General features: G+C 72.0%; 18 protein-coding genes. 13 read left to right on the forward strand and 5 right to left on the reverse strand.

Annotated features, from left to right (window positions below):
- Positions 1–89 precede the first annotated feature (89 nt).
- Positions 90–950 (forward strand): NAD(P)-dependent oxidoreductase, encoded by an 861-nt coding sequence (locus tag ACIQMJ_RS28865; protein ID WP_499764153.1) that lies wholly within the window; start codon positions 90–92, stop codon positions 948–950.
- On the opposite strand, the gene ACIQMJ_RS28870 is transcribed toward ACIQMJ_RS28865, so the two are convergent.
- Entirely contained in the window at positions 951–2468 is a 1518-nt protein-coding gene (locus tag ACIQMJ_RS28870; protein WP_499764154.1) for an alkaline phosphatase D family protein, read from the reverse strand. It lies immediately after the preceding gene.
- Between the two features lie 227 nt (positions 2469–2695).
- Between ACIQMJ_RS28870 and groES the strand changes: the two genes are divergently transcribed.
- A complete protein-coding gene (groES, locus tag ACIQMJ_RS28875) occupies positions 2696–2989 on the forward strand; it encodes a co-chaperone GroES (RefSeq protein WP_015105192.1) in 294 nt (97 codons plus the stop codon).
- Between the two features lie 81 nt (positions 2990–3070).
- Positions 3071–4696, forward strand: a complete 1626-nt coding sequence (groL, locus tag ACIQMJ_RS28880; RefSeq protein ID WP_499764155.1) for a chaperonin GroEL — start codon at positions 3071–3073, stop codon at positions 4694–4696.
- 78 nt (positions 4697–4774) lie between these two features.
- Here the strand turns inward: groL and ACIQMJ_RS28885 are convergent, their stop codons facing one another.
- Positions 4775–5071: a WhiB family transcriptional regulator gene (locus tag ACIQMJ_RS28885; RefSeq protein ID WP_033428626.1), complete on the reverse strand. Its 297-nt coding sequence runs from the start codon at positions 5069–5071 to the stop codon at positions 4775–4777.
- Positions 5072–5354: 283 nt separating this feature from the next.
- Here ACIQMJ_RS28885 and ACIQMJ_RS28890 point away from each other — a divergent pair, with 283 nt between their 5' ends.
- The 5 genes from ACIQMJ_RS28890 (at position 5355) to ACIQMJ_RS28910 (ending at position 9847) form a co-directional block, all read left to right on the forward strand.
- The gene (locus ACIQMJ_RS28890; protein ID WP_499764156.1) at positions 5355–6266 is read left to right on the forward strand and encodes a MerR family transcriptional regulator; all 912 of its coding nucleotides are present in this window, start codon (positions 5355–5357) and stop codon (positions 6264–6266) included.
- A 289-nt stretch (positions 6267–6555) separates the two neighbouring features.
- Positions 6556–7356 carry a hypothetical protein gene (locus tag ACIQMJ_RS28895; protein ID WP_499764367.1) on the forward strand — a complete coding sequence of 267 codons (801 nt, stop codon included), beginning with the start codon at positions 6556–6558 and terminating at the stop codon, positions 7354–7356.
- A gap of 80 nt (positions 7357–7436) precedes the next feature.
- The gene (locus tag ACIQMJ_RS28900; RefSeq protein WP_015805222.1) at positions 7437–8033 is read left to right on the forward strand and encodes a response regulator transcription factor; all 597 of its coding nucleotides are present in this window, start codon (positions 7437–7439) and stop codon (positions 8031–8033) included.
- Positions 8034–8350: 317 nt separating this feature from the next.
- Complete coding sequence (locus ACIQMJ_RS28905) at positions 8351–8923, forward strand: sigma-70 family RNA polymerase sigma factor (RefSeq protein ID WP_499764157.1); 573 nt, start codon at positions 8351–8353, stop codon at positions 8921–8923.
- A 96-nt stretch (positions 8924–9019) separates the two neighbouring features.
- Positions 9020–9847: an anti-sigma-D factor RsdA gene (locus ACIQMJ_RS28910; protein WP_499764158.1), complete on the forward strand. Its 828-nt coding sequence runs from the start codon at positions 9020–9022 to the stop codon at positions 9845–9847.
- Between the two features lie 61 nt (positions 9848–9908).
- Here ACIQMJ_RS28910 and ACIQMJ_RS28915 read toward each other — a convergent pair whose 3' ends face one another.
- Positions 9909–10358 (reverse strand): DUF5319 domain-containing protein, encoded by a 450-nt coding sequence (locus ACIQMJ_RS28915; protein ID WP_499764159.1) that lies wholly within the window; start codon positions 10356–10358, stop codon positions 9909–9911.
- 66 nt (positions 10359–10424) lie between these two features.
- Between ACIQMJ_RS28915 and guaB the strand changes: the two genes are divergently transcribed.
- The 5 genes from guaB (at position 10425) to ACIQMJ_RS28940 (ending at position 17441) form a co-directional block, all read left to right on the forward strand.
- Positions 10425–11936 (forward strand): IMP dehydrogenase, encoded by a 1512-nt coding sequence (guaB, locus tag ACIQMJ_RS28920; protein WP_499764160.1) that lies wholly within the window; start codon positions 10425–10427, stop codon positions 11934–11936.
- Between the two features lie 60 nt (positions 11937–11996).
- Positions 11997–13130 carry a GuaB3 family IMP dehydrogenase-related protein gene (locus ACIQMJ_RS28925; RefSeq protein WP_499764161.1) on the forward strand — a complete coding sequence of 378 codons (1134 nt, stop codon included), beginning with the start codon at positions 11997–11999 and terminating at the stop codon, positions 13128–13130.
- 180 nt (positions 13131–13310) lie between these two features.
- Positions 13311–15029, forward strand: a complete 1719-nt coding sequence (locus ACIQMJ_RS28930; RefSeq protein WP_499764162.1) for an FAD-dependent oxidoreductase — start codon at positions 13311–13313, stop codon at positions 15027–15029.
- A 19-nt stretch (positions 15030–15048) separates the two neighbouring features.
- Positions 15049–16008: an MBL fold metallo-hydrolase gene (locus ACIQMJ_RS28935; RefSeq protein ID WP_499764163.1), complete on the forward strand. Its 960-nt coding sequence runs from the start codon at positions 15049–15051 to the stop codon at positions 16006–16008.
- Positions 16009–16145: 137 nt separating this feature from the next.
- Positions 16146–17441, forward strand: coding sequence for an FAD-dependent monooxygenase (locus ACIQMJ_RS28940; RefSeq protein WP_499764164.1), 1296 nt, complete (start codon positions 16146–16148; stop codon positions 17439–17441).
- Here ACIQMJ_RS28940 and ACIQMJ_RS28945 read toward each other — a convergent pair.
- Together ACIQMJ_RS28945 and ACIQMJ_RS28950 are read right to left on the reverse strand one after the other, a co-directional pair.
- A complete protein-coding gene (locus tag ACIQMJ_RS28945) occupies positions 17416–18753 on the reverse strand; it encodes a cytochrome P450 (RefSeq protein WP_499764165.1) in 1338 nt (445 codons plus the stop codon). The two genes, ACIQMJ_RS28940 and ACIQMJ_RS28945, sit on opposite strands and share 26 nt — an antisense overlap.
- Entirely contained in the window at positions 18750–19541 is a 792-nt protein-coding gene (locus ACIQMJ_RS28950; protein WP_499764166.1) for an SDR family NAD(P)-dependent oxidoreductase, read from the reverse strand. Before ACIQMJ_RS28950 ends, ACIQMJ_RS28945 begins: the two co-directional genes overlap by 4 nt.
- Positions 19542–19572 lie beyond the last annotated feature (31 nt).

A 19572-nucleotide genomic window follows, 5' to 3' on the forward strand; every position in this document is an offset into this window, starting at 1 on the left:
GGCGGCGGTGCGCCGACCCCCAGCGGACCCGCAGCGAACCGTGCGCGGCACCGGCCACTGTCGGAGGCACACGAAGGAGTGAGGAACACATGACCGACAAGACCCCGTTGACCGTGATCGGCCTCGGCCCGATGGGCCAGGCCATGGTGACCCGGTTCCTCGACGCCGGGCACCCGACCACGGTCTGGAACCGCACCCCCGCCCGTGCCGACGCCGTCGTCGCCCGGGGCGCCGTCCGGGCCGCGACCGCCGCCGACGCGGTGGCCGCGAATCGGCTGCTGGTGCTCAGCCTCACCGACTACGCCGCCATGTACGACATCCTCGACGGCGCCGACCTCGCCGGCCGCGTCGTGGTCAACCTCAGCTCCGAGACGCCCGACAAGACCCTCAAGGCCGCCGCCTGGCTCGCCGAACGGGGCGCGGAGCTGCTGGTCGGCGGCGTGATGGCGAACGCGGAGATGGTCGGCCACCCGGCCGCGTACGTCTTCTACAGCGGCCCGCGCGAGGTGTTCGACCGGCACGCCGACGCGCTCGCGGTGATCGGCCGGCCCGACTACATGGGCGAGGACCACACCCTGGCGCAGCTGCTGTACCAGGCGCAGCTCGACGTCTTCCTCACCTCGCTGGCCGCGATGCTGCACGGCATCGCCCTGGTGAAGTCGGCGGGCGTCACGGCCGAGCGGTACGCGCCCTACCTGACCGACAACCTCAACACGCTGTCGCTGTACGTCGCCGAGACCGCCCGGCACGTCGACGCCGACGAGCACCCCGGCGACCTCGCCAACACCGCCATGATGGGCGCCACCGCGGCGCACGTCGTGGGTGCCAGCGAGGCCGCCGGCGTCGACGCCGGGCTGCCCAGGGCGGTCCGGTCCCTCTACGACCGCGCCCTCGCGGCGGGGCACGGCAAGGACAGCTGGACCGCCCTGATCAACGTCCTGCGGAGCTGATCACACGGGGTTCAAGCCGGGGTTGCGGTCCTCGACCACGAACGACTTCAGCGTCGTGGCCTCGGCCCCGGCCGTCCGCACGTGCGGCAGCGCGCGGAAGTCCGCCCGCATCTCGTGCGCGGTGAACTTCGTCCGCACGTACCCGCGCCGCCTGCTGTGCAGCTTGATGTGCGGGTTCAGCCGCAGCTGCACCTGGTCGACGGTGTCGTTGCCGTCGCCGCCGGAGGTCACCGACGTGCACACCAGCTCGGTGCCCACGGTGCGCGACGACGCCGGGTCGTTCCAGTCGGCCTTGATGTCGGCGGCGTACGCCGCGTGCACGTCACCGGTCAGCACGACCGCGTTGCGGACCTTCGCGTCCACCCAGCCGCGGGTGACGCGGTCGCGGGAGGCCAGGTAGCCGTCCCACGAGTCCATGGACAGCTCCTTCTCCGGCCCGTCCTTGCGGTCGCGCTCGGCGAAGAACACCTGCTGGCCGAGCACGTCCCAGCGCGACCGCGACCGGCGGAAGCCGTCCAGCAGCCACTCCTCCTGCGCCGCGCCGGTGATCGTCCGGGTGGCCACGCCGGCGTCCGCGCAGGTCTTCCAGCCGTCGCCGCACGCCTGGTCGTCGCGGTACTGGCGGGTGTCGAGCATGTGGAAGTTGACCAGGCCACCCCACTGGACGCGCCGGTAGAGCTGCATGTCGACGCCGTTGGGCTTCGCGCCGCGCCGCAGCGGCATGTTCTCGTAGTAAGCCTGGAACGCCGCCGCGCGCCGGGCGGGGAAGTCCGGGTCCGGCTGCTCCGGCGCCTCGTCGGCCCAGTTGTTCTCGACCTCGTGGTCGTCCCAGATCACCAGCCACGGCGCCACCGAGTGCGCGAGCCGCAGGTCCTCGTCGGTCTTGTACTGGGCGTGCCGGAGCCGGTAGTCGGCCAGCGTGCGGGTCTCCGGGCCGAGCACGGTGCGCACGTCCGCCGCCTTGGCCGCGTACTCGTACTGGTAGTCGCCCAGGTGCAGGACCAGGTCCGGGTGGTCCTCGGCGAGCCGCCGGTAGGCGGTGAAGTAGCCCTCGCCGTAGTGCGAGCACGAGGCGAAGCACATGGTCAGGTCCTGGCCCAGCGCCCACGGCTCGGGCGCGGTGCGGGTGCGCCCGGTGGGGGAGACGTGGCCGTCGACCCGGAACCGGTAGAAGTACTCGCGGCCCGGCCGCAGGCCGAAGGTCTCCACGTGCACGCTGTGCGCCGACTCGGGGCGCGCCACCTGCACGCCGCGCCGCACCACGCGCCGGAAGCGCTCGTCCTCGGCCACCTCCCAGTGCACGGGGACGACCCGGTTCGGCATGCCGCCGAGGCCGTCCTCGTTCAGCGGGGAGGGCGCCAGGCGCGTCCACAGCACCATGCCGTCCGGGCTGGGGTCGCCGGAGGCCACGCCCAGGGTGAAGGGGTCGGCGAGCTTGGGGGAGCCCGCGCCGGCGGTAGCGAGCGCCACACCGGCCGCACCGCCGATGAGCAGGGAACGTCGGGTCACCGCAGTCATGCGGGACACCGTTGCCGACCAGGTTGGCGACCAGGTGAACGGCGGTGTGACACGAGTGGACGACTTCACCCCACCCGTTGCGGGGGGTTCGTTGAAGCGTTGGCACTCGCATGGGTAGAGTGCTAGATGCACGGCACCAGCAACCGCCCCGACCCCCGCGACGGCGGGGTGGCAGGAGCCGTAACAGCAACCTGCCAACGCTTTCGACGACCGTGGAGGTCAGCCCGGTGAGCGTGAACATCAAGCCGCTCGAGGACAAGATCGTCGTCCAGGCCAGCGAGGCCGAGACCACGACCGCTTCCGGCCTCGTGATCCCGGACACCGCGAAGGAGAAGCCCCAGGAGGGCAAGGTCATCGCGGTCGGCCCCGGCCGGATCGACGACAAGGGCAACCGCGTCCCCGTGGACGTGGCTGTCGGCGACGTCGTCATCTACTCCAAGTACGGCGGCACCGAGGTCAAGTACAACGGCGAGGAGTACCTCATCCTCTCCGCCCGCGACGTGCTGGCCGTCATCAACTGACGCTCGGCTGACACGCAAGACGCCCCGGCGAACCCCTCACCGGGGCTCCCGGGGCGTTTCGCATCAAGAGAGGCGTAGGCAATGCCCAAGCAGATCAGCTTTGACGAGGACGCTCGTCGGGCGCTCGAGCGCGGCGTGAACAAGCTCGCGGACACGGTCAAGGTCACCCTCGGCCCGCGCGGCCGGCACGTGGTGCTCGACAAGAAGTTCGGCGGGCCCACCGTCACCAACGACGGCGTGACCATCGCCCGCGAGATCGAGCTGGACGACGCGTTCGAGAACCTGGGCGCGCAGCTCGCCAAGAGCGTCGCCACCAAGACCAACGACGTCGCCGGTGACGGCACCACGACCGCGACCGTGCTGGCCCAGGCCATGGTCCGGGTCGGCCTGCGCAACGTCGCGGCCGGCGCGAACCCGATGTCGCTCGGCGTCGGCATCCAGGCCGCCGCCGAGGCCGTCGTGGACGCCCTCAAGGCCAAGGCCACCCCGGTCAAGGGTCGCGACAACATCGCCCAGGTCGGCACCGTCTCGTCGCGTGACGAGTCCATCGGCGCCCTGCTCGGCGAAGCCATCGAGAAGGTCGGCGAGGACGGTGTGATCACCGTCGAGGAGTCCTCCTCGATGGCCACCGAGCTCCAGATCACCGAGGGCGTGCAGTTCGACAAGGGCTACGTGTCGGCGCACTTCGCCACCGACCTGGAAGCCCAGGAGACGGTGTTCGAGGACGCCCGCATCCTGCTGCACCGCGAGAAGATCTCGGCGCTGGCCGACCTGCTGCCGATCCTGGAGAAGGTCGCCGAGGCCGGCAAGCCGCTGGTCATCATCGCCGAGGACGTCGAGGGCGAGGCGCTGTCCACCCTGGTCGTCAACGCCCTGCGCAAGACCCTGCGCGTGGTCGCGGTCAAGGCGCCGTACTTCGGCGACCGCCGCAAGGCGTTCCTGGACGACCTGGCCGTCGTCACCGGCGCGCAGGTCATCGCGGCCGAGGTCGGCCTGAAGCTGTCCGAGGCGGGCCTCGACGTGCTGGGCTCGGCCCGGCGGGTCGTCGTCTCCAAGGACAACACGACCATCGTCGACGGCGGCGGCACCAAGGCCGACGTGGCGGGTCGCGCGGAGCAGCTGCGCCGCGAGATCGAGGCCACCGACTCCGACTGGGACCGCGAGAAGCTCCAGGAGCGGCTGGCCAAGCTGTCCGGCGGCATCGCGGTGATCAAGGTCGGCGCGGCCACCGAGACCGAGCTGAAGGAGCGCAAGCACCGCATCGAGGACGCGGTGTCGGCGACCAAGGCCGCGGTCGAGGAGGGCATCGTGCCCGGCGGCGGTTCCGCCCTGGTGCACGCGGCCAAGGTGCTCGACGGCGGGCTCGGCCTGTCCGGTGACGAGGCGACCGGTGTCGCGATCGTCCGCGAGGCCCTGGGCTCGGCGCTGTTCTGGATCGCCGCGAACGCGGGCCTCGAAGGCGCCGTCGTGGTGAACAAGGTGCGCGAGCAGGACTGGGGCTTCGGCCTCAACGCCGCCACCCTGGCCTACGGCGACCTGCTCGAGGCCGGGATCATCGACCCGGTGAAGGTGACGCGGTCCGCGGTCACCAACGCCGCTTCCATCGCCCGCATGGTGCTCACCACCGAGAGCGCCGTCGTGGAGAAGAAGGAAGAGGAGCCCGCCGGCGGCAACGGCCACGGGCACGGCCACGGTCACGGCCACTGACCTGGCGTTATAGGTCGGTCAGAGCGCGAACGGAGGGGCGGCACCCGCGTGGTGCCGTCCCTCCCGCGCGTTGTGGCGTCAAGCGGGCGTCAACTGCCGCTTGCGCGCCTTGATGATGCTGTCCCGCTCGGACTCCGAGAGACCGCCCCAGATCCCGTAGGGCTCCTGCACCGCCAGGGCGTGCCGCCGGCACATCTCCAGCACCGGGCACGACAGGCACACGGCCTTCGCCCGCGCCTCCCGCCGAGCCCGCGCCGGTCCGCGCTCCCCGTCCGGGTGGAAGAAGAACGCGCTGTCCATCCCGCGGCACGAGCCGCGCATCTGCCAGTCCCACAGATCCGCGTTGGGACCGGGAAGCCTTCGGGTGTCCGCCATCGAGACCGCCTCCTTGGCCCATGGACGAGAACTGCTCCATTCGGCTTAACGATGATCCACCGTAGAACCGCGCCAAAACTTGTTCAAGGGGGTGCGGGGGCTTTTGCGGGCAATTCATACGATGGGTGATCGATTGGCGTTGAAACCCGGAGTTGCCGGTGACGCCAGGTGAACGGACGATGTCAGCGTGATGACGCCCCCCGACCACGCCGGGACCGTGCCGGAAGGCGACCGGGAAACCGTTGCGGCGGAAGACGATCCCGCGCATGCGGTGACCCTCTCGGTGGCCGCGGTCGCACGCAGGCTGGGCGTCGCGCCGGCCACTCTCCGCACCTGGGACCGCCGGTACGGCCTCGGACCCAGCGATCACACAACCGGGCGACACCGCAAGTACGCGCCACTCGACGTAGCGCGGTTGGAGCTGATGCAGCGGGCGCTGCTGCGCGGCGCGTCGTCGGCCGAGGCGGCCAAGTACGCGCTGGCCAGCCCGGTGCGCACGCCTCCGGCCGCCGTGCCCGCGACGTTGACCGGTGGCGAGCTGGACGGCGGCGGGTCCGCCGGTGGGCGGGGCCTGAAGCTCCAGGCGGCGAACCGGCGGGCCCGGGGCGTGGGTCGGGCGGCGCTGGCGATGGACTCGGCGGCGGTGCAGGCGCTGCTGGCCGACGCGATCGAGGCGGACGGCGTGATCACGACCTGGGACGAGGTGGTGCGCCCGGTGATGGCCGCGATCTCGGCGAGGTGGGAGCACTCCGGCGCCGGGGTCGAGGTGGCGCACCTGGTGGAGGAGTGCGCGCTGGCGGCCCTGGTGCGCGCGACCCCCCTCGTGACGAACCCGCGCAACCACCGCCCCGTGCTGCTGGCGTGCATGCCGGACGAACGGCACAACCTGCCGCTGTACCCCTTGGCTGCCGTGCTCGCTCTGCGTGGCGTCGGCGTCCGGCAACTGGGCGCCGCCCTCCCCGCCGACGCCCTGGCCGCCGCCGTCCGCCGCACCGCCCCGGCCGCCGTCGTGCTGTGGGCCCAACTGCCGCGCTACGCCGATCCGGGTGTCGTGACGGCCCTGCCGCGGACCCGCCAACAGGTCCGCGTCTTCGTCGGCGGCCCCGGCTGGGAACGCGGCGTCGTGCCCCAACCGGCAGAACGGATCAACACCCTCTCCTCCGCCGCGGACGCCATCGAACGAGCCGTCTGCTGACGGGGGCCGCGCCGACCGGGACCGTGCCGACCGGGATCGCGCCGGGGTGGCCGTTCCTGTTCTCGCTTCGCAGGGGTCCCCGCCCAGGGGACCCCTGCTTCTACCCTGCCACCCGGGTCCGACGGTCCGAGGCCGCCGGCGTGGTGCCTGTGGACAACTCCCGGACCTGTGGACGACCAGTGAGTGGGTGGAGTCGGTGGACCTGCGGGAGGCGGCGTTCGGGGATCGGCCCGAGGCCGAGGTGTGGGCGGCTCTGAGAGGTGGGGTGCGGGAGCGGTGGTTGGCGGCGGTGGTGCTCGGGGGGCAGGGGTACTACGCGGCGGCGGCCGGGGTGCTTCGCGGGGTGATCGAGGGTGGGGGGTTGTTCGGGTCGTTGGCGGCTTCCACCCTCGCGTCGCACCGGCGGCAGTTGGGTGGGCACGCGGCGGCGCGGGTGCTGGACGGGCGGGCGTTGGCGATGGTGCCCGAGGACGACCGGGTCGACCCCGACGACGTGGACGCGGCCGGGGCGCGGGCGGACGCGTTGCTCGGGCTCGCGGCCGACGCCGTCGGGAGCGGGCGGCTCGACGAGGCGCGGCGGCTGCACGCGGGGGTCGAGCCGCGCGGGTGGCGCAGCCGGGTGCGGCACCGGTGGTTGGCCGCCGAGATCGCGTTGGCCGGTGGTCACGCCGACCGGGCGGTGCACCCGGCCGAGGAGGCCGCGGCGACCGCCCGGGAAGCCGGCGCAACGCGACACATCCTCAAGTCCGACCTCGTCCTGGGCACCGCTTTGGTGGTACGGGGGACACCCGAAAGCGTCGGCCGAGGGGTCGACCTGCTACTCTGTGACCTAAATCACACTGACCGCCGAGGGCTTTTCTCGTTGGTCTGGCCGACGGCGCTTGTTCTGGCAAACGCCCAGGCAGACCGCACTATTGCGGGCACGGGAAACATGAAGGAACGCGCCGAAAACGCTCTGAGCTGCGTGTTGCGCAGAGCCGACCCGCTGGGTCGCCGTCTCGCGGACCGCTCGCCGTGGATCCCGACTGCGCTGCTCCGTTCCGGGGAACCCCCGAACGCAGACCCTGAGACGAACTTCTTGACGGATTAAGCACCGGATCGTGTCAAGGTTCGGCCTCTAGCGTCCGATAGGGGATGTGGAACGTCACTCGGCTGCAGGAAGGAGTCCCCGTGACCACGGTCCTTATTTGCGACGACCGGCGCAGTGTGCGGGAGGGTCTCACCCGCGTGATGTCGGCTGTCCCAGGGGTTAGCCGCATCGACTGCGTAGCGCACGGTGACGAGTTGTTGGCTCGGTTCTCTCGGCAGCCGGTCGACGTCGTACTGGTTGGCACCCAGCGCGCCGTCCCGACCGGGGTCGAAGCGACCCGGCGACTCGTCTCGGCCAACCCGCAGGCAAACGTCATCGTCTTCGGCGCACCGGACGACGCGGGCAGCATCGCCGCCGCGATCGCCGGCGGGGCTCGCGGCTACCTGCGCTGGGACGCCTCGCGCCCCGAGCTGGTCGCCGCGCTGGCGCACACGCTCGCGAGCACGAGCGTGCCCGCGCCGCGCCAGCCGTCGGACCCGGGCGTCCAGCTCACCGAGCGCGAGCTCCAGGTGCTGCGCGGGATGAGCCAGGGCAAGAGCAACGGGCAGATCGGGCGCGAGCTCTACCTGTCCGAGGACACGGTGAAGACGCACGCCCGGCGCTTGTTCCGCAAGCTCGGCGTGCGCGACCGCGCCCAGGCCGTCGCGCACGGCTTCCGGCGCGGCCTCGTGTCCTAGCGCGCACGAGGACTCCACGAGGACTCCACACGGCTCGGGGCCAGGCTCGTCGGACTCGTCAGGCGAGTCGCACCGGCACTCCTTCCTCCAGCCGCGGCCCGGTGACGCCACGCGTCACCGGGCCGTCGTGCGTCCGCTCCGTGCGCCCGCGACGTGTCGGCTGGTCAGGTGAGGTCGAAAGACCCCACTTGGACCCCATTGCGGAACATCCGGCCGCGGGACCGGTACGGTGAGCATCACCAGTACGGGCGACGTCGATCGTCCCGTGCTGTTCTTTGTCGGTACGCCTACGCGTAACACCAGGGCAGTTGTCTGCGATGACCAACTTGGGGGACGGACTGGACGCCGAAGTGGGCGCAGCCGTCGATGGCGACCGCCACGCGATCGAGCGGCTCCTGGCATCCATCCGACCCCTCGTGGTGCGGTACTGCCGCGCCAGAGTCGGAAGGCAGGAGAGGTCTTTCGCTTCGGCGGACGACGTGGCCCAGGAGGTGTGTCTCGCGGTGCTGACGGCCCTGCCCAGCTATCGCGACCAGGGTCGGCCGTTCTTGGCGTTCGTCTACGGGATCGCCGCGCACAAGGTGGCCGACGCGCATCGCTCCGCAGCCCGGAACCGGTCCGAACCGGTCCCGGAGGTGCCCGACGCCCCCGAGACGGAGGCCGGTCCCGAGCAGCGCGCCATGCAGGGCGAGCTGTCGGGGCGGATGGCGCTCCTCCTCAAGGTCCTTCCGGAGAAGCAGCGGGAGATCCTGCTGCTTCGCGTGGTCGTCGGCCTGTCGGCCGAGGAGACCGCCGACGCGGTCGGCTCCACGCCGGGCGCGGTTCGGGTGGCGCAGCACCGCGCCCTGGCCCGCCTTCGCAAGACGTTGGCAGCGGAGGAGGTGGTCTGAGTGGTTGACCAGCACGGGAAGGGCAACGGAGAAGTCGTGCGCGGACGAGATGAGAGACCGCCGCAGTCTGACGACGCCCTGATCGAGGACGTCGCGGTGGAACCCGGGGACGACCTCGCGGGCATCCGAGCTGACGACGCGCTGCTCGACGCGCTGGGCGGGCGCGACGGTGAGCAGCCGGACTCGCTCGTGGACGACGAGTTGAACGCGCTGCTGCTCGCCTGGCGGCGCGAGGTCGACAGCCCGCCGATGGGTGAGCTGGTCGACACCGAGACCGCGGTGGCCACGATCGCCGCCGCCCGCCCCCAGCCGCGGGGCCGGCAACGCTTCCTCATCCCCCTCGCGAGCGCCGCCGCCGTGCTGGCGATCGCGTTCACCGGGATGAGCCTGGTCGCGCGCGACGCCCAGCCGGGCGACGCGCTCTGGGGACTGACCAGGGTCCTGTACTCCGAGCACGCGCGGTCGGTGGAAGCCGCCGTCGCGGTGCGCACCGACCTCGACACCGCTCGCGCGGCCCTGCGCGACGGCCGCTACGGCGAGGCGCGCGACGCCCTGCTGAAGGCGGAGCGGAGCCTGCCGTCGGTCTCTCCCGACGACGACAAGGACGCCCTGGTCCAGCAGCACTCGTCGCTGCTGGAGGAGCTGACCAGCACCACGCCGTCGCCGAACACGCCGACCACCGCCGGGCCGTCCTCGACGCCCGCGCTGCCGACGGTGGAGCCGAGCAAGCCGTCGCCCACGCTGACCACGACGCCCGAGCCGACCTCGGTGCCCGAGCCGACCACGACCACGACGACGAGTCCGAGCACGGACGGCACGGTGCCGCCGCCGCCCACCTCGGGCGAGCCGCCGGCCAGCGGTCAGACGCGGGGCGAGTCGCAGACCCCCGGCGCCACGGACGGTCAGACCACGTCCGGGAACTGACCCGCGAGCACGCGTGTGACCGAGCCCGCCCCGCACGGAGGGGGCGGGCTTCGTCACACTTTCAGCGGGCGCTCTCGGTCGCGGTGACCCCGTCGGCGTAGCCGCGGCAGTACTCCCAGCTGACGTACGCCGCCGGATCGGGGTCGTACGCGGGCTCGTGCGGGCGCATCCGGCCGTCGGACAGCAGCTGCTCCAGGCTCGACCGCAGCAGCGCCCAGTCGTGGTAGTGCGGCTCCTGGCACTCGCCGCAGTCGACCACGATTCCCCTGACACCACGGGGTTCCAGCAGCGCCTGGTACACCGCGAGGTCGCTGAGGTCGCCGACGAGCTCGGCCCGCTCGGCGTCGTCCATCGGCGGGTGGTCGTGGTCGTGGTCGGGTTCGCCGAGGACCCGGGCCGGGTCCTCCGGGTCGCCCGCGAACGGGTCTGGTGGCAACGCGTCGTGCGGCACGACCCCGCACGGTACCGGGCGGACCCCCGACCACGTCCAGATACCATGACCTGAACCCATCGCCGCTGCGTGGCACCCGATCCGCGGCGGCGGGATCGCCGCACGACGGAAGGCAAGCCAGCCGCCATGACCAGCGAGCTCAACGCTGACGGAGTCCCGCCCAAGTTCGCCATGCTGGGACTGACCTTCGACGACGTACTGCTGCTGCCCGCCGAGTCGGAGATCGTCCCGAGCGGTGTCGACACCAGCACCAAGCTGTCGCGCAACATCACCCTGCGCGTGCCGCTGGCCTCGGCCGCCATGGACACCGTGACCGAGGGCCGGATGGCCATCTCGATGGCCCGCCAGGGCGGCATCGGCGTGCTGCACCGCAACCTGTCCCTGGAGGAGCAGGCCCGCCAGGTGGAGACCGTGAAGCGGTCCGAGGCGGGCATGGTGAGCGATCCCGTCACGTGCACCCCGGACGACACGATCAAGCACGTGGACGACCTGTGCGCCCGCTACCGGATCTCCGGCGTGCCGGTCACGGACGCGGACGGCAAGCTGGTCGGCATCATCACCAACCGCGACATGCGCTTCGAGGTGGACCACTCGCGCAAGGTCAGCGAGGTGATGACCAAGGGCCCGCTGATCACCGCCCAGGTCGGCGTCTCGGCCGAGGCGGCGCTCGGCCTGCTGCGCCGGCACAAGGTGGAGAAGCTGCCGATCGTGGACGGCGACGGCAAGCTGCGCGGCCTGATCACGGTCAAGGACTTCGTCAAGACCGAGCAGTACCCGAACGCCTCGAAGGACCCGGACGGCCGGCTGCTGTGCGCGGCCGCGATCGGCGTCGGCGAGGACAGCTTCGCGCGGGCCATGGCGCTGGCCGAGGCGGGCGTCGACGTGATCATGGTGGACACGGCGCACGGCCACCAGCGCAACGTGCTGGAGATGGTCGCCCGGGTGAAGAAGGAGCTGGGCGACGAGGTCGACGTGGTCGGCGGCAACGTCGCCACCCGCGCGGGCGCCCAGGCGCTGGTGGACGCGGGCGCGGACGGCGTCAAGGTCGGCGTCGGCCCCGGCTCGATCTGCACCACGCGCGTGGTCGCGGGTGTCGGCGTGCCGCAGATCACCGCGATCTACGAGGCGAGCCTGGCGTGCGGGCCGGCGGGCGTGCCGGTGATCGGCGACGGCGGCATCCAGTACTCCGGCGACATCGCCAAGGCCATCGCGGCGGGTGCGAGCGCGGTCATGCTGGGCAGCCTGCTCGCGGGCACGGCCGAGGCGCCGGGCGAGCTGGTGCTGGTCAACGGCAAGCAGTTCAAGACCTACCGGGGCATGGGGTCGCTGGCCGCGCTCCAGGGCCGCGGCGAGGGCAAGTCGTACTCCAAGGACCGCTACTTCCAGGACGACGTGCTGTCCGAGGACAAGCTGGTGCCCGAGGGCATCGAGGGCCGCACGCCGTTCCGCGGTCCGCTGTCCACGGTCGTGCACCAGCTGGTGGGCGGCCTGCGCGCGGCCATGGGCTACACCGGCTCGAAGACGGTCCTGGACCTGCAGCGCAAGCAGCTGGTGCGGATCACGGCGGCCGGGCTCAAGGAGAGCCACCCGCACGACATCACGATGACCGTCGAAGCCCCGAACTACACGACCCGCTGAACCGGACCGCCTTGGGCTAGTGTTCCCGGGTTCCGCCAGTTCCACGGAAGGACGACAAAGGTGCGCGATCTGGTCGAGATCGGCATGGGCCGGACCGCGAGGCGGGCCTACGAGCTGGACGACCTCGAAATCATCCCGTCCCGCAGGACCCGGTCTTCCAAGGACGTCTCGACGGCCTGGCAGATCGACGCCTACCGGTTCGAGATCCCGCTGATCACCCACCCGACGGACGCGATCGTGTCGCCGGGCACGGCGGTCGCGATCGGCGAGCTCGGTGGCCTGGGCGTGCTGAACGCCGAAGGTCTGTGGGCGCGGCACGGTGACGTGGAAGAGGCCCTGTTCCGGCTGGTGCAGGCGGTGGAGGACACCGACGACCCGGCCGCCCCGGTGAAGGTGCTCCAGGAGCTGCACGCCGCGCCGGTGCGGATGGACCTGATCGCCGAGGCCATCAAGCAGGTGCGCGAGTCGGGCGTCACGGTCGCGGTGCGGGTCAGCCCGCAGCGGGCGGCCGAGCTGACCCCGGACCTGCTGGCGGCCGGCGTGGAGATCCTGGTCGTGCAGGGCACGATCATCTCGGCCGAGCACGTCTCGCGCGACGGCGAGCCGCTGAACCTGAAGTCGTTCATCGCGGACCTCGACATCCCGGTGATCGCGGGCGGTGTCGGCGACTACCGGACCGCGATGCACCTGATGCGCACGGGCGCGGCGGGCGTGATCGTCGGCTACGGCTACACGCCGGGCGTGACCACGACGGACGCCGTGCTCGGCATCGGCGTGCCGATGGCCACGGCCATCGCGGACGCGGCCGCGGCCCGCCGGGACTACCTGGACGAGACCGGTGGCCGGTACGTGCACGTGATCGCCGATGGTGGCGCGCTGACCAGCGGTGACATCGCGAAGTCGATCGCGTGCGGCGCCGACGCGGTGATGCTGGGCGAGCCGCTGGCGGCGGCGTCGGAGGCACCGGGCCAGGGCCTGTACTGGACGGCGGCGTCGGCGCACCCCTCGGTGCCGCGCAGCCACGTGTCGACCGGCGTGGACCAGGTGGTCGACCTGCGCAAGCTGCTGTTCGGCCCGTCGGTGGACCCGCGCGGCGTGACGAACCTGTTCGGTTCGCTGCGCCGGGCGATGGCGAAGACCGGCTACTCCGACCTCAAGGAGTTCCAGAAGGTCGGCCTGACCATCCGCGGCTGAGCGTTCCCGGCGGTCACGACGCGCGCGAGGTCGCGTCGGTGGTTCGCGGGATGAGCCGCGAACCACCGACATCCGGGCGACCGAGCCCCTGCTCCAGGCGGGGGCTTTTTCGTGCCCGGAAGTGCCTGAACCGATTGAGCACTAGCCTGTTACCGGAAGTTACGCCTAACCTCCTGTGCCATGGGTGAACTCGCCGGTAACAACACCGACTACGACGTCGTCGTGGTGGGCTCGGGCTTCGGCGGCAGCGTCGCCGCGCTCCGCCTCACCGAGAAGGGCTACCGGGTGGCCGTGGTCGAGGCCGGCCGCCGGTTCGCCGACGACGAGTTCGCCGAGACCTCCTGGGACCTGCGGCGCTACCTGTGGGCACCGGCGCTGGGCTGCTACGGCATCCAGCGCATCCACGCGCTGCGCAGCGTGATGGTCCTGGCCGGCGCGGGCGTCGGCGGAGGGTCGCTGGTGTACGCCAACACCCTGTACCGGCCGCTCAAGCCTTTCTACGCCGACCGGCAGTGGGCGCACATCACCGACTGGGAGGCCGAGCTCGCCCCGTTCTACGACCAGGCGAGCCGGATGCTGGGCGTGGTGGAGAACCCGACCACCACGCCGTCGGACGTGGTGATGCAGCGCGTCGCCGAGGACATGGGCGTCGCCGACACCTACCACCCGACGCCGGTCGGCGTGTTCTTCGGCGAACCCGGCGAGCCCGCGCCGGACCCGTACTTCGGTGGCGCGGGCCCGAGCCGGACCGGCTGCACCCAGTGCGGCGCGTGCATGTCCGGCTGCCGGGTCGGAGCGAAGAACACGCTGGTCAAGAACTACCTGTACCTGGCCGAGCGCAACGGCGCGCAGGTGCTGCCGCTGACCACCGTGACGGACCTGCGGCAGTCGCCGGACGGCACGTGGGCGGTCGGCACCCGGCGCACCGGAGGCAAACTGCGCCGCGGCCGGCGCACGATCACCGCGGGCCAGGTCGTGCTGGCCGCCGGCACGTGGGGCACCCAGCAGCTCCTGCACCGGATGCGGGCCGACGGGGTGCTGCCGAAGCTCTCGCCCAAGCTCGGCGAGCTGACCAGGACGAACTCGGAGTCGATCATCGGCGCGGCCCGCTTCACCGTGGACGAGCAGCGCAACTTCAGCCAGGGCGTGGCGATCACGTCGTCCATCCACCCGGACGAGCAGACCCACGTCGAGCCGGTGCGCTACGGCAAGGGCAGCAACGCCATGGGGCTGCTCCAGACGCTGGCCACGGACGGCGCGAAGGCCACCCCGCGGGTGCTCCAGTTCCTGGCCCAGGCGGTGCGGCACCCGCTGCGGCTGGCCCGGCTCATGTCGGTGCACCGGTGGAGCGAGCGGACCGTGATCCTGCTGGTGATGCAGAGCCTGGACAACTCCATCACCACGTTCACCAAGAAGGGCCTGTTCCGACGCAAGCTCACCTCGAAGCAGGGGCACGGCCAGCCGAACCCCACGTTCATCGAGGCCGGGCACCGGGCGAACCTGCTGGCCGCCCGGCACATCGACGGCATCCCCGGCGGCACGTGGGGCGAGCTGTTCAACATCCCGCTGACCGCGCACTTCATCGGCGGCTGCCCGATCGGGTCCGACCCGGCCAGCGGGGTGATCGACCCCTACCACCGGGTCTACGGCTACCCGGGGCTGTCCGTGGTGGACGGCGCGGCGATCTCGGCGAACCTGGGCGTGAACCCGTCGCTGACGATCACCGCGCAGGCCGAGCGGGCGTTCTCGGTGTGGCCGAACAAGGGCGAGGCGGACCGGCGTCCGGGCCAGTCGGAGGGTTACCGGCGGATCGCCCCGGTGCCGCCGCGCCACCCTGCCGTACCCGCCGGGGCGCCCGGTGCGCTGCGGTTGCCGATCGTGGAGGTCAAGTCGACCTGATCGCCCTATGGTGGGTTGTGTGGCACCGAAGCCGTTCGCGTCCAGCGCCGACCTCGCCCCGAAGGACGAGCGGTTCGTCGAACTCGCCGACGGCGTCTACGCCCTCACCGCCGAGGGCGACCCGAACGTCGGGGCGATCGAGGGCGAGGACTTCCTGGTCTGCGTCGAGGCCCGCGCCACGCCGAAAGCGGCCCAGCGCTGGCTCGACCTGCTCCGCGAGCGCACCGACAAACCCGTCCGCCACCTGGTGCTCACCCACTACCACGCGGTTCGCACGCTCGGCGCGAGCGCGTTCGACGCGGCCGAGATCATCGCCCACGACACCACCAGGGCGTTGATCGCCGAACGCGGCCGGGAGGACTGGCTCAGCGAGTACGGCCGCATGCCCCGGCTGTTCGAGGAACCCGAGGGCATCCCCGGTCTCACGTGGCCCACGGTGACGTTCTCGGACCGCCTCACGATCCCGCTCGGCGGTGACCGGGGCGAGGTGGAACTGCGCTTCTGCGGTCGTGGGCACACCGCGGGTGACGTCGTGGTGTGGCTGCCGCACCAGCGCATCCTGTTCGCGGGCGACCTGGTCGAGTCCCAGGCCGCCCTCTACACCGGTGACGCGTTCCACGACGAGTGGGCCACGTCGACGCTGGACCGGGTGGCCGCGCTGGGCGCGGAGCAGCTCGTCGGCGGCCGTGGCGCACCCGCCCGCGACCGGACCGAGGTGGACGCGGCCATCGCCCAGTCGCGGCACTTCCTGGACGAGCTGCGCCGCACGGTCGGGACGGTGCACGTGGGCGGCGGCACGGTGAAGGACGCGTTCGAGTCGGCGCACGCGGCCCTGGCACCGCGCTACGGGCGGTGGCCGATCTTCGAGCACTGCCTGCCGTTCAACGTCCAGCGGTACTGGGACGAGTGCGACGGCGTGTCCTGGCCCCGTATCTGGACCGCCGAGCGGGACCGCGAGGTGTGGGCGGCGCTGCAATGACCAGGACGCCACGAGGACCCGGCCCCACGACAACCCGCGCTCACCTGGGCTCGCGATCACCGGGGCCGCCGGCGACCAGGGGCCGGCGATCACGGGGCTCGCGATGAGCGGGCAGCGGCGATGACCCGGGACCGGCGATGAGACCCGTGCTAATCGTCGGCGCGGGGCCGGTGGGGCTGACCGCCGCGCTCCTGCTGGCCCGCGCGGGCGTGCCGACGGTCGTGCTGGAAGCCCAGGACCGGCACCGGGCGATCGGCAGCCGTTCCCTCTGCGTCCAGCGGGACGTGCTCGACATCCTCGAACGGGTCGGCGTCGGCCAAGCCGTCGTGGACGCCGGCGTCACCTGGTACCGCGGCCGGACCTACTACCGCGACCGCGAAGTGCTGACCGTCGAGCTGCCGCGCACCGCCGGCTTCCCGCCGTTCGTCAACACACCCCAGACCGTTGTCGAACGCATCCTGCATACAAAAGCTCAGAGTGAGCCGCTGATCGACCTGTGGTTCGGGCAGAAGGTCGAACGCATACAGCAGATCGAACACGTCATAGTGCATACACAAGACCGGACGTTCGAGGGCACGCACTGCATCGCGGCCGACGGCGCGCACTCCACCGTCCGGCACCTGCTCGGCATCCCGTTCGAGGGCCACTCCTACGACGACCGGTTCGTCATCGCCGACATCCGCGTCGACCTGGGCCACCCCGAGCCCGAGCGCCGCTTCCACTTCGACCCGCCGGCCAACCCCGGCCGCCAGGTCCTCGTGCACCCCCAACCGGACGGCGTGCACCGCATCGACTGGCAGGTCCCCGAGGACTTCGTCCTCACCCCCGACCACGTCCGCGCCATCACCGGCGACCGCCCGCACGAGGTCCTCTGGCAGTCCACCTACCGCTTCCACCAACGCCGAGCCGCCCGCTTCCGCGTCGGCAACGTCCTGCTCGCGGGCGACGCCGCCCACGTCATGAGCCCCTTCGGCGCCCGCGGCCTCAACTCCGGCATCTGCGACGCCGACAACGCCGCGTGGAAGGTCGCCCTCGACCGCGCCGGCGAAGCGGGCCCCCACCTCCTCGACTCCTACCACCGCGAACGCGCGGCCGCCGCCGACGAGAACCTGCGCGTCACCGACGCCACCATGCGCTTCCTGGTGCCCCGGACCGAAGCCGAACGCTCCCACCGCCGCCACGTCCTGGAGCACGGCCCCGCCCACGAGATCGACTCCGGCAAGCTCTTCGAGCCCTTCGCCTACCGCGACTCGCCGCTGACCACCAACGGCGACGGCGAGCTCCGCCCCGACAGCCGCCGCTACGGCCCCGGCTTCACGGTCGAGGGCGACGCGCTGGTCCGCCCCGACGGCCACACCGCCGCCACCGGGACCGACCTCGCGCGCGCCCTCCGCCGCGCCCGGGGCTTCACCGCCGCCGAGGCGTCACCGTGAACCCGTCCGGCTTCAACGTCAGCATCTCCGCCACCCGCAGCTCGTAGTCGCCCGCCGCCACCAGGTCGTACCGGCGCAGCAGCGTGCCCAGGGCCAACGTCGCCTCGTGCACCGCGAACTGCCGCCCGATGCACGCCCGTTCCCCCGTCCCGAACGGCTTGTAGACGTGCGCGGGCCGCGCCTTCACCCGCGCGGGCGTGAACCGGTCCGGGTCGAACGCCTCCGGCGACTCCCACACCGCCGGGTCGCGGTGCACCAGGGGCAGCAGCACCAGCGCCCACTGGCCCGCCCGCATCGGGTACCGCCCGCCCAGCACGGTGTCCGCCCGCGCCTCCCGCGCGAACCCCGGCGCGGTCGGCCACAGCCGCAACGCCTCGTCCAGCACCCGTCGCACGTACCGCAGCTTCGTCACCTGCTCGAACTCCGGCACGTCCGCCGAACCCCACACCGCCTCGACCTCCGCGCGGGCCTTCTCGACCACCTCCGGGTGCCGCGACAGGTAGTACAGCGCGAACGACAGCGCGCCGGACGTCGTCTCGTGCCCCGCGATCAGGAACGTGATCACCTGGTTGCGGATGTTCACCTCGTCCAGCTCACCGGACGACAGCATGAGCCCGAGCAGGTCCGACCCGCCCGACCCGCGCCGCGACCGGACCACCTCGTCCACCACCTCGGCCAGGTACGCGAGGTCACGCCGGTAGCGCTCCTCGGCCTCGCGCCCGAACAGCCTGCCCAGCACGGGGATCACGAAGTTCTTGCGCTGCGCGTACCGCAACGACCCGGTCATCGCCCGCACGAACGGGTGGGTGTCCACGCGCGAGAACGACTCGAACGAGTACCCGAAGCCGACCCGCCCGATCGTCTCCAGCGTCAGCTTCGTCATGTCGCCGGAGACGTCGACCACGCCGCCCCGGTCCCACTTCTCGACGAGCTGGGCCGTGACGTCGACCATGGTCGGGTGGTAGGCGCGCATGGCGCTCTGGGTGAACGCGGGCAGCAGCACGTCGTGCGCCGCCTTCCAGTTCGGCTCGTCGTTGTAGGCGGTGAACAGCCCGTCGCCGCCGACGTCCCGCAACGCCTCCACGCCCAGCGCGAGGTGCTTCGCGAAGCGCGACTCGTCGGCCAGCTCCGCGGCCAGCCGGGCGCCCCCGACGAAGACGATCTCCTGGTCCAGGAACCGCCGGGTGAAGATCGGGCCGAGCTCGCGCCCCAGCCGCATGGTGTCCTGCACCGGCGTGTGCCGGTTGGTGCCCAGCACGTCACCCAGGAACGGCACCCGCCACCTCGGGTGCGGGATCGCGGCGGCCGTCACCGCTTGTCCCGGTTCGCCGCGCTCATCCGCCGCATCAGCTCGTCGTTCGACATCCGCCGCTGCAACCCGGAGGAGATCGCCGGGAACGCCCCGCCCACCGCGCTGAGCACCCGCAGCTCGGGCGGTGCCACGTTGACCTCGGCCCGGTCCTCCTCGATCGCCTTGACCACGCCGGCCGCGACCTGCCCCGGTGACACGGTCCGCATCCCCGCCGGCGGCTTCGCGCCCGTGTCGGCGAACATCCCCGCGTCCCGCACGAACCCCGGCTGCACGATCGACACGCCCACACCGCTGCCGTGCAGGTCTTCCCGCAGCCCCAGGGCGAAGCCGCGCAGCCCGAACTTCGTCGCGTTGTAGAGCGAGGAGTGCGCCGAGGCCACCTTGCCCGCCAACGACCCGATGAGCACGACGTGACCCCGCCGGGCCGCGACCATCGACGGCACCAACGCGTGGGCCAGCTCGATGGGCGCCTCCAGGTTCACCGCCAGCGCCCGCCTGACCTGCTCGGGGGTGAAGTCGGTCAGCGCACCGTTGGCCGGCAGCGCCGCGTTGGCCACCAGGACGTCCACCGCGCCGACCTCGTCCACCAACCGCCGGACGTCGTCCGAGTCGGCCAGGTCGGCTGCCACGGCGCGCCCGCCGACCTCCCCGGCGAGCCGCTCCAACTCGGCGACCTTCCGCCCGGTCACCACCACCTTCGCGCCACGACCGGCCAGGACGCGGGCGATCGACTGCCCGATCCCGCCCGTCGCGCCGGTCACCAACACGGTCGATCCCGAGACCCGCATGCGCCCTCCCGATACTGTTCGTTCGAACGAA

This window comes from Actinosynnema sp. NPDC091369 (genome assembly GCF_044757065.1).
Lineage (GTDB): Bacteria > Actinomycetota > Actinomycetes > Mycobacteriales > Pseudonocardiaceae > Actinosynnema.